This window comes from Variovorax sp. MSC1_012 (genome assembly GCF_023667525.1).
Classification (GTDB): domain Bacteria; phylum Pseudomonadota; class Gammaproteobacteria; order Burkholderiales; family Burkholderiaceae_C; genus Variovorax; species Variovorax beijingensis_B.
On sequence record NZ_CM174443.1, the window covers coordinates 1717754 to 1730475 of the forward strand.

Genomic DNA, 12722 nt, shown 5'->3' on the forward strand with positions numbered 1-12722 from the left:
TCCGGTGGCCATACTCCGGCCCGCCGAACCCCTAAAAAATTCTAGGAACGCACGCCGTTTCCGCCGCTATCGCAAGCGCGCCAATTCAATGACTTCAGGAGCCTCCATGCCGCATGCCCAGCGCCGGCCGCAACGCCGGTCCGGCTGCGCGCAGCAGCCCGAGCTACGGACCAGTTCGGCCGCCTGGCTCGAAGGCGTGCTCTCGATGTTCGAGGCCGAAGGGCTCGACGTGCCTTCGCTGCTGCGCGACGCCGGTTTCGACCCCGACTCGCTGCACCGGCAGAACGCGCGCGTGCCGGTCGACGAGATCTCGGTGCTCTGGCAACTCGCGGTGGCGCGCGCCGGCAAGCCCACGCTGGGCCTCGCCCGCGACCTGGCCGCCACGCACAGCAAGCTGGGCACGGTCGGCCACGCCATGGCCTGCAGTGCAGACCTGGGCGCGGCGCTCGTGCGGCTCACGCGCTACATGGCGGTGATCTCCGACGCGACCGCTTTCTCGCTGCAGCGCGATGCGCGCGGCTGCTGGATGGTGATGGAGCACACCGGCGGCAGCCTCCCGATTCCGCGCCAGCGCGTCGAATACGCCCTGCTGACCGTCTTCATGCAGTGCCAGTGGCTCACGCGGCGCGAGCTGCAGCCGCTCGCGCTCGAATTCGTCTATCCGCCGCCGGCCGACGACCGGCTGCACCGCGAGGCCTTCGGCTGCGCCATCCGCTACAACGCGCCGGCCAACCGGCTGCTGCTGTCGGCGGCCGACATGGCGATGCCGCTGCCCACCCATCACCCGGCGCTCGGCGAGATGCAGGAGCACCTGCTGGACGACCAGCTGAACCTGCTGGGCCAGACCACCACCAGCACCCTGGTGTGCGCCGAGATCGCACGGCGGCTGCCGCAAGGCGAACCGCGCCGGCAGGACGTGGCCGCCGGCCTCGGCCTCGCGGAGCGCACGCTGCAGCGGAGGCTGCAGCAGGAGTCGGTGTCGTTCCAGTCGCTGCTCGACCGCACCCGCCGCGAACTGGCGCAGCAGTACCTGGCGGAAGACCGCCACACGCTCACCGACGTGGCCGACATGCTCGGCTTCGTCGACAGCAGCAACTTCTTCCGGGCCTGCAAGCGCTGGTTCGGGCTGCCGCCCGCCCAGTACCGGGCGCGCATCTGGGACACGCCGGCGCTGGCCCACTGAACGGGTCTTGACCTCCCGATGGCCCGCATCGCCAGGGGTCTCGCGCTCTGCCGGACAATCCGGGCATGAGCTTGCTTGCTGAAGACACGGCCGCCGCGGACCTGGGATTGCGCTGGAAACCCGGATTCCGGGCGCTGGGCCCCGCCTTTCTCACCGAGCTGCGGCCGACGCCCCTGCCCGATCCCTACTGGGTGGGCCATAGCGAGGCAGCGGCGCGCATGCTCGGCCTGCCGGCCGATTGGCGGCAATCGGACAGCACGCTGTCGGCCTTGACCGGCAACCTGCCCGTCGCCGGCACGCAACCCTTCGCCACCGTGTACAGCGGCCACCAGTTCGGCGTCTGGGCCGGCCAGCTCGGCGACGGCCGCGCCATCATGCTCGGCGAAACCGAGGGCGGCCTCGAAGTGCAGCTCAAGGGCGCAGGCCGCACCCCCTACTCGCGCGGCGCCGACGGCCGTGCCGTGCTGCGCTCCAGCATCCGCGAATTCCTCTGTAGCGAGGCCATGCACGGCCTGGGCATCCCAACCACCCGCGCCCTCTGCGTCACAGGCTCCGACGCCCGCGTGTACCGCGAAATGCCCGAAACCGCCGCCGTCGTGACCCGCGTGGCGCCCAGCTTCATCCGCTTCGGCCACTTCGAGCACTTTGCGGCCAACCAGCGCGATGCCGAACTGCGCGCGCTGACCGACTACGTCATCGACCGCTACTACCCGGCCTGCCGCACCACCGAGCGCTTCAACGGCAATGCCTACGCGGCGTTCCTGGAAGCCGTGAGCGAGCGCACCGCCGCCCTGCTCGCGCAGTGGCAGGCCGTGGGCTTCTGCCACGGCGTGATGAACACCGACAACATGAGCATCCTCGGGCTCACCATCGACTACGGGCCGTTCCAGTTCCTGGACGGCTTCGATCCGCGCCACATCTGCAACCACAGCGACACCAGCGGGCGCTACGCCTTCAACCAGCAGCCCAACGTGGCCTACTGGAACCTGTTCTGCCTCGCGCAGGCGCTGTTGCCGCTGATCGGCGACCAGGAAATCGCCGTCGCCGCGCTGGAGTCCTACAAGACGGTTTTCCCGCGCGAATTCGATGGCCGCATGCGCGCCAAGCTCGGCCTCGCGGAGCCCGCCGAAGGCGACCGCGCGCTCATCGAGGGCGTGCTGAAGCTGCTGGCCGCCGAAAAGGTCGACTACACCATCTTCTGGCGCCGCCTTTCGCAGCACCTGGCCGGCGGCAACGCCGAACCGGTGCGCGACCTGTTCCTGGACCGCGCGGGCTTCGATGCCTGGCTGCTATCCTTTTCGCAGCGGCACGCGCAGGTGCCGCGCGCCCAAGCCGCGGACCTGATGCTCAAGTCGAATCCGAAGTACGTGCTGCGGAACCACCTGGGCCAGCAAGCCATCGAAGCGGCGAGCCAGAAAGACTTCTCGGCTGTGGCAACCTTGTTGGCCCTGCTCGAAACCCCATCTGAAGAACATCCCGGCGCCGAAGCCTATGCCGGGTTCCCGCCCGACTGGGCCTCCACGATCGAAATCAGCTGCTCATCATGACCACTCCCATCGAGAAAACCGACGCCGAATGGAAGGCCCTGCTTGCCGAAAAAGGCGCCGAGCCCGCGGCCTTCGAGGTCACGCGCCACGCGGCCACCGAACGGCCCTTCACCGGCAAGTACGAGGCGCACTGGGATGACGGCACCTACCATTGCATCTGCTGCGGCGCCAAGCTGTTCGAATCGGGCACCAAGTTCGACGCGGGCTGCGGCTGGCCCAGCTTTTCCGAGGAGGCCGTGCCGGGCGCCATCAGGAACATCGTCGACCGCTCGCACGGCATGGTGCGCACCGAGAACGTCTGCGCCAATTGCGGCGCCCACCTGGGCCACGTGTTTCCCGACGGCCCCACCGAAACCGGCCTGCGCTACTGCATGAACTCGGCCTCGCTCGACTTCAAGAAAAAATGAAACTGATCCTCGACTTCTTTCCGATCCTGCTGTTCTTCGGCGCCTACAAGCTGGCCGACATCTACACCGCCACCGGCGTGCTGATGGCCGCCACCGTGCTGCAGATGGGCATCATCTACGCTCTGGACCGCAAGCTGCAGGCCATGCAGAAGGCCACGCTGGTGCTGATCCTGCTGTTCGGCACGCTCACGCTGGTGCTGCATGACGACCGCTTCATCAAGTGGAAGCCCACGGTGCTCTACGGCGCCATGGCCATTGCCCTGGCGGTGGCGCTCTGGGCGCTGAAGAAGAACTTCCTCAAGATGCTGCTGGGCTCGCAGCTCCAGCTGCCAGACCGCATCTGGGGGCGCCTGAACGTGGCGTGGATCGGCTATTGCCTCTTCATGGCGGCCATCAACGGCTACGTGGCGGCGTACTTCACCACCGAGGCATGGGTCAACTTCAAGCTCTGGGGCTACGTGTTCCCGATCGTGTTCCTGGTGGCGCAGGGCCTCTACATCTCGCCGCACCTCAAGGGCGACGACAAGCCCGCATCATGAGTGCTGCCTTGAGCCACCCCCTGCCGACCGCACGCGACCTCGAAGCGGCGCTGTGTGAAGCGCTCCGGCCCACCACGCTCGAGGTGATCGACGAGAGCGGCGCCCACGCGGGCCATGCCGGTGCCAATGCCGAGGGCCACGGCACCCATTTCCGGGTTCGCATTGCCTCCCCACTGTTCGAAGGGAAGCCCCGCGTGGCGCGCCATCGCCTTGTGTATGATGCCCTCCAAGTTTTTATCGCACAGGGTCTGCACGCCATCGCCATCGAGGTGCTCTGAGTCGTTCGATTGCCGGCACGCGCCGATACGGCCGCGGCAGCCCCGCCCCCTTTCTTCCCGCTCCTCCGCTTTTTTCCACGCGCTTTTCCTACACGCGCATTTCCCCTCCAGCCTGATATTCATTTCATGAAAAAACAACTCTTGCAGGCCGTTGCGGCCGCAGCGCTGCTCGGTGCGATTCCTCTGGCGGCCGTGGCGCAGAACGCAGCCATCGTCAACGGCAAGCCCGTGCCCAAGGCGCGCATGGACGTGCTGGCCCAGCAGCTGGCCGCGGCCGGCCGCCCGGTCACGCCGGAAATGCAGGGCCAGCTGCGCGAGGAAATCGTCGCGCGCGAAGTGTTCATGCAGGAAGCGCAGAAGCAGGGCCTGGACGCTACCGACGACTACAGGAACCAGCTCGAACTCGCCCGCCAGGCCATCCTGATCCGCGCACTGTTCGAGAACTACCGCAAGACCAGCCCGGTCTCGGACGCCGACGTGAAGGCCGAGTACGACAAGTTCGTGGCGGCCAATGGCGGCAAGGAATACAAGGCGCGCCATATCCTGGTCGAGACCGAAGACCAGGCCAAGAAGATCATGGCCGACCTGAAGAAGGGCACCAAGTTCGAGGACATCGCCAAGAAGCAGAGCAAGGACCCGGGATCGGGCGCCAACGGCGGCGATCTCGACTGGGCCAACCCCGCGAGCTTCGTGCCCGAGTTCTCCGAGGCGATGATCAAGCTCAAGAAGGGCGAGACCACGGCCGCCCCCGTCAAGACGCAGTTCGGCTATCACATCATCCGCGTCGATGACATCCGCCAGGCGCAACTGCCGAAGCTGGAAGAAGTGCAGCCGCAGATCACCCAGCAGCTGCAGCAGCAGCGCCTGCAGAAGTATCAGGAAGAGCTGCGCGCGAAGGCAAAGGTCGAGTAAGCCCCGCGGCTTTCCCGACCCATGAAAAAAGCGGCCCGCGGGCCGCTTTTTCGTTCCGGGCTTTTTCTTTCAGCCCACCCAGCGGCGCGCATTGCGCCAGATGCGCATCCAGGGGCTCAGCTCGCTCCTGTCGCCGCCGGTCCAGCTCATCTGGATGTTGCGGAACACGCGCTCGGGGTGCGGCATCACCGCGGTGAAGCGGCCGTCCGGCGTGGTCACCGAAGTCAGGCCACCGGCGCTGCCGTTCGGGTTGAACGGGTACTGCTCGGTCGGGTTGCCGTGGTTGTCCACGAAGCGCATGGCGGCAATGGCCTTGGCGGCGTCGCCGCGGTGCTTGAAGTTGGCATAGCCCTCGCCGTGCGCCACCGCGATCGGCAGTCGCGTGCCCGCCATGCCCGCGAAGAAGATGCTCGGCGATTCGAGCACCTCGACCATCGACAGGCGCGCCTCGAAGCGTTCGCTCTGGTTGGTGGTGAAGCGCGGCCAGGCCTCGGCGCCCGGAATGATGTCGGCCAGCTCGGCGAACATCTGGCAGCCGTTGCACACGCCCAAGCCGAAGGTGTCTTCGCGGCCGAAGAAGGCCTTGAACTGCTCGGCGAGCTTCGGGTTGAAGGTGATGCTGCGCGCCCAGCCGATGCCGGCGCCCAGCGTGTCGCCGTAGCTGAAGCCGCCGCAGGCCACCACGCCCTTGAAGTCGGCGAGGTCCGCCCGGCCCGCCTGCAGGTCCGTCATGTGGACGTCGAAGGCTTCGAAGCCGGCCTCGGTGAAGGCGTAGGCCATCTCGACATGCGAATTGACGCCCTGCTCGCGCAGGATCGCAACCTTGGGGCGTGATTGGAGGATCGCGGGGGCGTTGACGCCGCCGCCCTCACCCCTGCCCTCTCCCGGAGGGAGAGGGAGGAAGACGTGCATGCCGGGGTCTGAAGGCTCGCCGGCCGCGGCATGCTCTGCATCGGCGCAAGCCGGGTTGTCACGTTCGCGCGCGATCTTCCAGCTGACCGAATCCCACACTTGGTGCAGGTCCTGCAGCGTTGCGCTGAACACCGACTTGGCATCGCGCCAGACTTCGAGCTTGCCCTTGCCGGCATCCATCGTGGAGCTGGCGGGCCGCGTCTTGCCAACGAAGTGGCTGTGGGCGCTGAGGCCGTGGGCGCGCAGCACCTGCATCACGTCGTTGCGCTCTTCGGTGCGCACCTGCAGCACCATGCCGAGCTCTTCGTTGAACAGCGCCTTGAGCGTGAGCTCCTCGCGCCGCGCGCTGACCTGCTGCGCCCAGTTCTTGGCGTCGCCGGTTTCCATGCGGCTGTCGGAGATGCCGTCGCCTTCGGTCACCAGCATGTCGACGTTGAGCGCCACGCCCACGTGGCCGGCAAAGGCCATTTCGCAGGCGGTGGCGAACAGGCCGCCGTCGCTGCGGTCGTGCATGGCCAGGATCTTGCCGTCGGCGCGCAGCGCGTTCACGGCATTGACCAGCGCGACGAGCTGCGCCGGATCGTCGAGGTCGGGCACGGTGTCGCCGCTCTGGTTCAGCGTCTGCGCCAGGATGCTGCCGGCCATGCGGTGCTGGCCGCGACCCAGGTCGATCAGCACCAGCGTGGTGTCGGACTCCGTGGCGTCGAGCTGCGGCGTGAGCGTGCCGCGCACGTCGGCCAGCGTGGCGAAGGCGGTCACGATCAGGCTCACGGGCGAGGTGACCTTCCTGGCTTCGTCGCCGTCTTTCCACTGCGTGCGCATCGACAGCGAATCCTTGCCGACCGGAATCGACACGCCCAGCGCCGGGCACAGCTCCAGGCCCACGGCCTTGACGGTCTCGTACAGCGCGGCATCTTCGCCGGGCTCGCCGCAGGCCGCCATCCAGTTGGCCGAGAGCTTCACGCGCGAAAGCTCGATCGGCGCAGCCAGCAGGTTGGTGATGGCCTCGGCCACGGCCATGCGGCCCGAGGCCGGCGCGTCGAGTGCGGCCAGCGGCGTGCGCTCGCCCATGCTCATCGCCTCGCCGGCAAAGCCCTTGTAGTCGGCCAGCGTCACGGCACAGTCGGCCACCGGCACCTGCCAGGGGCCGACCATCTGGTCGCGATGGCTCAGGCCGCCCACGGTGCGGTCGCCGATGGTGATGAGGAAACGCTTGGAGGCCACAGTCGGGTGCGACAGCACGTCGATGGCGGCCTTCTGCAGGTCGACACCCGTGAGGTCGAGCGGCTTGAACGTGCGGGCGACGCTCTTCACGTCGCGGTGCATCTTGGGCGGCTTGCCGAGCAGCACGTCCATTGGCATGTCGACGGGCTGCGGCGTGTCCTCGCTGCGCGCAGTGCCTTCGTCGGCCACCAGCAGCTGGCGCTCCTCGGTCGCCACGCCCACCACCGAGAACGGGCAGCGCTCGCGCTCGCAGAAGGCTTTGAACTGTTCGAGTGATTCGGGCGCGATGGCCAGCACGTAGCGCTCCTGGCTTTCGTTGCACCAGATTTCCTTGGGCGCCATGCCCGATTCTTCGAGCGGCACGGCGCGCAGGTCGAAGCGCGCGCCGCGGCCGGCGTCGTTGGTCAGTTCGGGGAAGGCATTGCTCAGGCCGCCCGCGCCCACATCGTGGATCGCAAGGATCGGGTTGGCCGCGCCCTGCTGCCAGCAGTGGTTGATGACCTCCTGCGCACGGCGCTCGATCTCGGGGTTGCCGCGCTGCACCGAGTCGAAATCGAGTTCGGCCGCGTTGGCGCCCGTGGCCATGGAGCTGGCGGCGCTGCCGCCCATGCCGATGCGCATGCCGGGGCCGCCGAGCTGGATCAGCAGCGAGCCGGCCGGGAACTGGATCTTTTTGGTCTGCGTGGCGTCGATGCTGCCAAGGCCGCCCGCGATCATGATGGGCTTGTGATAGCCGCGCTGCACCGTGTCGACGTTGCTCGCCACGGTCTGTTCATATTCGCGGAAGTAGCCCAGCAGGTTGGGACGGCCGAATTCGTTGTTGAACGCGGCGCCGCCCAGCGGGCCCTCGGTCATGATCTGCAGCGGGCTGGCAATGTGCTCGGGCTTGCCGTAATGGCCCTCTTCCGGCCAGAGCTTCGACACCGTGAAGCCCGTCAGGCCGGCCTTGGGCTTCGAGCCGCGGCCGGTGGCGCCTTCGTCGCGGATCTCGCCGCCCGCGCCGGTCGAGGCGCCCGGGAACGGAGAAATGGCGGTCGGATGGTTGTGCGTCTCGACCTTCATCAGCACATGGCTCAGCGCGCTATCTTTTTGATAGCTTTGCGAGTCCGAAGCCGGAATGAAGCGCTCGAGCGTCGTGCCCTCCATCACCGAGGCGTTGTCGGCATAGGCGATGACGGTGTGCTGCGGGTTCTGCTTCTCGGTGTGCCGGATCATCGAGAACAGGCTCTGCGGCTGGGCCTGGCCGTCGATGGTGAAGCTGGCGTTGAAGATCTTGTGGCGGCAGTGCTCGCTGTTGGCCTGCGCGAACATCATCAGCTCGACGTCGCTCGGGTTGCGCCCGAGCCGGGTGAAGGCTTCGACCAGGTAATCGATCTCGTCTTCCGCCAGCGCCAGGCCGAAACCCGTGTTGGCCGCCACCAGCGCGGCGCGGCCGCCGCCCTGCACGTCGACCAGCGCCATCGGCTGGGCCGGCAACTCGCTGAACAGGCTGGCGGCCTGCTCCACCGTGGCCAGCACCGATTCGGTCATGCGGTCGTGCAGCGGGCCGGCCACTGCCGCCAGCAGGTCGCCCTCGAGCACGGGCGCCTTGCCGATCAGCGGGGCCTTGAGCTTCAGGTGGTACTGGATGACCCGCTCGACCCGGCGCAGCGCCAGGCCGCAGTTGTGGGCGATGTCGGTGGCCTTGGAAGCCCAGGGCGAGACGGTGCCCAGGCGCGGCGTGACGACCACCGAGGTGCCCGCCTTGGCCGGCGCCTCGAAGGGCTCGCCGTAGGCCAGGAGCGCTGCGAAGCGCTCCTGGCCGGCCGCATCGAGCGCCGCGTCGGTGACCACCAGGTGCACGAAACGGGCGCTGACGCCCTCGATGCGCGCATCGATCGCCTGCAGCTTCGGCAGCAGCTGCCGCGCGCGGAAATCGCTGAGTGCGCTGCCGCCCTCGAAAAAGGTTACGACGGGAAGGGCTTGGGATGCGGGCTGCGTCACGGTCGAATGGGCCTGGGGCCGCGTTGGGAATCAAGAAATCTGGGCGGATGGCCGCTGACTGGGGCCATCCGCGTAAGCCCTGAATTTTAGGCCATCGCCGGGCCGCCCCAAGATGGCCGTCCCCCTCGGGGGGCAGCGGGACACGAAGTGCCCCGCGTTGGGGGCAGGTTCATCTGCTGAATGGGATAATTCCGGGATGAGCATTACCTACAAAGACGCCGCAGGCATCGAAGCCATGCGCGTCGCCTGCCGCCTGGCTTCCGAGGTGCTGGACTACCTCACGCCCCTCATCAAGCCCGGCATCACCACGAACGACGTCGACCGCCTGGCCGCCGAATACATGGTCAAGCAGGGCACCACCTCGGCCACCGTGGGCTACATGGGCGCGAGCAGCGTGCCCTTTCCGAAGTCGCTCTGCACCTCGGTGAACCACGTGGTCTGCCACGGCATTCCCAATGACAAGCCCTTGAAGAAGGGCGACATCATGAACGTCGACGTGACCGTCATCAAGGACGGCTGGTTCGGCGACAACAGCCGCATGTTCATCATCGGCGATGCCTCCATTGCCGCCAAGCGCCTGTGCAGCATCACGTTCGAGGCCATGTGGCACGGCATCCTGCAGGTGCGACCCGGCGCCCACCTGGGCGACGTGGGCCATGCGATCCAGAAATTCGCCGAAGGCCAGGGCTTCTCGGTGGTGCGCGAATTCTGCGGCCACGGCGTGGGCCAGCGCTTTCACGAAGAACCGCAGGTGCTGCACTACGGCCGTCCGGGCACGCTGGAAGAACTCAAGCCCGGCATGATCTTCACCATCGAGCCGATGATCAACGCCGGCAAGCGAGAGGTGAAGGAAGACTTCAAGGGCGGCCAGTACGACGGCTGGACCATCGTCACCCGCGACCATTCGCTGTCGGCGCAATGGGAACACACGGTGCTGGTCACCGAAACGGGCTACGAGGTGCTCACGCTGTCGGAAGGCAGCCCACCCCTGCCCTCGTTCGTCACTTCCACGAAAACGTGAGCCGCGCGAGCGGCGCACGGCCCCGGACACAGCCGTGATCGAACCCGCCAAGATCGATGTCGCCACCTTGCGCGAAGCCTATCGCGCCAGGAAGCTGGCGCTGTTCGACACCCTGCGCTTTGCGCGCGCGCCCACGCGCAGCGTGCACACGGTGCTGCGGCAGCTGTCGGCCCTGGCCGACCAGACGCTGTGCGCGCTCTGGCGCGAAGCCGATTTCGGCGACGCGCTCGCGCTGGTGGCCGTGGGCGGCTTCGGCCGCGGCGAACTGTTTCCCTACTCCGATGTCGACGTGCTGCTGCTGCTGCCGCCCGAGGGCGAGGCCGGCGCGATCGATCCCGCCCGCATCGAGGCCTTCATCGGCCACTGCTGGGACGCGGGGCTCGAGATCGGCTCCAGCGTGCGCACCGTCGACGAATGCCTGGCAGAGGCCGAAAAGGACGTCACGGTCCAGACCTCGCTGCTCGAATCGCGGCTGATCACGGGCGACAAGAAGCTCTTCGTGGGCTTCCGCAGGCGCTTCGCACGCGCCATCGATCCACAGGCTTTCTTCGTGGCCAAGTCGCAGGAAATGCGCCACCGCCACCAGAAGTTCGACAACACGCCCTACGCGCTCGAACCCAATTGCAAGGAATCGCCGGGCGGCCTGCGCGACCTGCAGACCATCCTCTGGATGGCCAAGGCCGCCGGCTTCGGCAGCCGCTGGGACGACCTTGCCAAGAACGGCCTGGCCACCTCCTTCGAGGCGCAGCAGATCAAGCGCAACGAAGCGCTGCTCTCGCTGATCCGCGCGCGCCTGCACGTGATCGCCAACCGGCGCGAGGACCGCCTGGTGTTCGACCTGCAGACCGCGGTGGCCGCGAGCTTCGGCTATGAAAGCGAATCGCAGCGCAAGTCCAGCGAGGCGCTGATGCGGCGCTACTACTGGGCGGCCAAGGCGGTGTCGCAGCTCAACCAGATCCTGCTGCTGAACATCGCGGAGCGGCTGCAGCCGGTGGACGAGCAGCACACGCCGATCAACGAGCGCTTCTTCGAGCGCGCGGGCCTCATCGAGATTGCGAGCGACGACCTCTACGAGCGCGAACCGCACGCCATTCTGGAGACCTTCCTTCTCTACCAGAAGACCATCGGCGTGAAGGGCCTGTCGGCGCGCACGCTGCGCGCGCTCTACAACGCGCGCCACGTGATGGACAGCAAGTTCCGCAACGACCCGGTCAACCACCAGACCTTCATGCGCATCCTGCTGCAGCCTTACGGCATCACGCACGCGTTCCGGCTCATGAACCAGACCTCGGTGCTGGGTCGCTACCTGCGGGTGTTCCGCAGCATCGTGGGGCAGATGCAGCACGACCTGTTCCACGTGTACACGGTGGACCAGCACATCCTGATGGTGCTGCGCAACGTGCGGCGCTTCTTCATTGCCGAGCATGCGCATGAATACCCGTTCTGCTCGCAGCTCGCGGCAGGCTGGGACAAGCCGTGGATCCTCTACGTAGCGGCGCTGTTCCACGACATCGCCAAGGGACGCGGCGGCGACCATTCCACGCTCGGCGCACGCGACGTGCAGCGCTTCTGCAAGCAGCACGGCATCGCGCGCGAGGATTCCAGGCTGATCGAATTCCTGGTCGCCGAGCACCTGGTGATGAGCCAGGTCGCGCAGAAGCAGGACCTGAGCGACCCCGAGGTGATCGGCGCCTTCGCCAGGCGCGTGGGCAACGAGCGCTACCTCACGGCGCTCTACCTGCTGACGGTGGCCGACATCCGCGGCACCTCGCCGCGCGTGTGGAATGCCTGGAAGGGAAAACTGCTCGAAGACCTGTACCGCTACACGCTGCGCGCGCTCGGCGGCCGCATGCCCGACCCCGACGCCGAGGTTGAATCGCGCAAGCGCGAGGCGCTGGTGCAGCTTGCCCTGCACGCGCAGCCCTTCGAGGCCCACAAGGCCCTGTGGGCCACGCTCGACGTCGGCTACTTCATGCGCCACGAAGCCACCGAGATCGCCTGGCATGCCAAGCAGCTCTCGCGCTTCGTGCCGCCGCCCAACGTGCCGGTCGACCCCAAGGCGCCGCCGATTGTGCGGGCCCGTCTTTCGCCGGTGGGCGAAGGCCTGCAGGTGGTGGTCTACACGCCCGACCAGCCCGACCTGTTCGCGCGCATCTGCGGCTACTTCGACCAGTCCTCGTTCAGCATCCTCGATGCGAAAGTACACACCGCGACCAACGGCTACGCGCTCGACACGTTTCAGGTGGTGACCACCTTCCTGCCCGACCACTACCGCGATCTCATCAGCATGGTGGAGTCGGGCCTGGCGCAGACGCTGACCGAAGCCGGCCCCCTGCCGCCGCCCAGCGTGGGCCGCGTGTCGCGGCGCGTACGCAGCTTTCCGATCAAGCCGCGCATCAGCCTGCTGCCCGACGACAAGGCGCAGCGCTGGCTGCTCAACATCTCGGCCAGCGACCGTGCCGGGCTGCTCTACTCGGTGGCGCGCGTGCTCGCCCGGCATCACCTGAACCTGCAGCTCGCGAAGGTCACCACGCTCGGCGAGCGCGTGGAAGACACCTTCCTGATCAGCGGGCCCGAACTGCAGGGCCAGAAGACGCAGCTGGCCATCGAGACCGACCTGATGGAAGCGCTGGCCTCCTGAGGCGCGCTTGCCGCTTGTTTCATCCGCGGGCGGATCCTGCGGCATGATGGTGCCGACTCTTGATTCAACTCGAAC

9 protein-coding genes are annotated in these 12722 nt (G+C 67.3%); 8 read left to right on the forward strand and 1 reads right to left on the reverse strand.

The genetic code is table 11. The features are described from left to right. Positions 1-106 precede the first annotated feature (106 nt). The 6 genes from L1081_RS08110 (at position 107) to L1081_RS08135 (ending at position 4866) form a co-directional block, all read left to right on the forward strand. Positions 107-1183 (forward strand): AraC family transcriptional regulator ligand-binding domain-containing protein, encoded by a 1077-nt coding sequence (locus tag L1081_RS08110; protein ID WP_489415971.1) that lies wholly within the window; start codon positions 107-109, stop codon positions 1181-1183. A 65-nt stretch (positions 1184-1248) separates the two neighbouring features. After that, positions 1249-2730, forward strand: coding sequence for a protein adenylyltransferase SelO family protein (locus L1081_RS08115; protein ID WP_489415972.1), 1482 nt, complete (start codon positions 1249-1251; stop codon positions 2728-2730). Then, positions 2727-3137 carry a peptide-methionine (R)-S-oxide reductase MsrB gene (gene msrB / locus L1081_RS08120; RefSeq protein ID WP_124957863.1) on the forward strand — a complete coding sequence of 137 codons (411 nt, stop codon included), beginning with the start codon at positions 2727-2729 and terminating at the stop codon, positions 3135-3137. Before L1081_RS08115 ends, msrB begins: the two co-directional genes overlap by 4 nt. Continuing rightward, positions 3134-3676 carry a septation protein A gene (locus L1081_RS08125; protein ID WP_021007207.1) on the forward strand — a complete coding sequence of 181 codons (543 nt, stop codon included), beginning with the start codon at positions 3134-3136 and terminating at the stop codon, positions 3674-3676. The genes msrB and L1081_RS08125 overlap by 4 nt, the downstream gene beginning before the upstream one ends. Beyond that, on the forward strand, positions 3673-3954 hold the full coding sequence (locus L1081_RS08130) for a BolA/IbaG family iron-sulfur metabolism protein (RefSeq protein WP_489415973.1): 282 nt from the start codon (positions 3673-3675) through the stop codon (positions 3952-3954). The genes L1081_RS08125 and L1081_RS08130 overlap by 4 nt, the downstream gene beginning before the upstream one ends. A 126-nt stretch (positions 3955-4080) precedes the next feature. Next, complete coding sequence (locus L1081_RS08135; RefSeq protein ID WP_021007205.1) at positions 4081-4866, forward strand: peptidylprolyl isomerase; 786 nt, start codon at positions 4081-4083, stop codon at positions 4864-4866. Between the two features lie 69 nt (positions 4867-4935). Here L1081_RS08135 and purL read toward each other — a convergent pair whose 3' ends face one another. Beyond that, entirely contained in the window at positions 4936-8985 is a 4050-nt protein-coding gene (purL, locus tag L1081_RS08140) for a phosphoribosylformylglycinamidine synthase (RefSeq protein ID WP_489415974.1), read from the reverse strand. A gap of 196 nt (positions 8986-9181) precedes the next feature. On the opposite strand from purL, the gene map reads away from it, so the two are divergent. Together map and L1081_RS08150 are read left to right on the forward strand one after the other, a co-directional pair. Continuing rightward, positions 9182-10006: a type I methionyl aminopeptidase gene (map, locus tag L1081_RS08145; protein ID WP_489415975.1), complete on the forward strand. Its 825-nt coding sequence runs from the start codon at positions 9182-9184 to the stop codon at positions 10004-10006. Positions 10007-10040: 34 nt separating this feature from the next. After that, on the forward strand, positions 10041-12647 hold the full coding sequence (locus L1081_RS08150) for a [protein-PII] uridylyltransferase (protein WP_489415976.1): 2607 nt from the start codon (positions 10041-10043) through the stop codon (positions 12645-12647). Positions 12648-12722 lie beyond the last annotated feature (75 nt).

Excerpts from the sequence above, each read along its gene's own strand:
- L1081_RS08110 (WP_489415971.1), top strand. The coding sequence starts at position 107 with ATGCCGCATGCCCAGCGCCGGCCGCAACGCCGGTCCGGCTGCGCGCAG.
- L1081_RS08115 (WP_489415972.1), top strand. The coding sequence starts at position 1,249 with ATGAGCTTGCTTGCTGAAGACACGGCCGCCGCGGACCTGGGATTGCGC.
- msrB (WP_124957863.1), top strand. The coding sequence starts at position 2,727 with ATGACCACTCCCATCGAGAAAACCGACGCCGAATGGAAGGCCCTGCTT.
- L1081_RS08125 (WP_021007207.1), top strand. The coding sequence starts at position 3,134 with ATGAAACTGATCCTCGACTTCTTTCCGATCCTGCTGTTCTTCGGCGCC.
- L1081_RS08130 (WP_489415973.1), top strand. The coding sequence starts at position 3,673 with ATGAGTGCTGCCTTGAGCCACCCCCTGCCGACCGCACGCGACCTCGAA.
- L1081_RS08135 (WP_021007205.1), top strand. The coding sequence starts at position 4,081 with ATGAAAAAACAACTCTTGCAGGCCGTTGCGGCCGCAGCGCTGCTCGGT.
- map (WP_489415975.1), top strand. The coding sequence starts at position 9,182 with ATGAGCATTACCTACAAAGACGCCGCAGGCATCGAAGCCATGCGCGTC.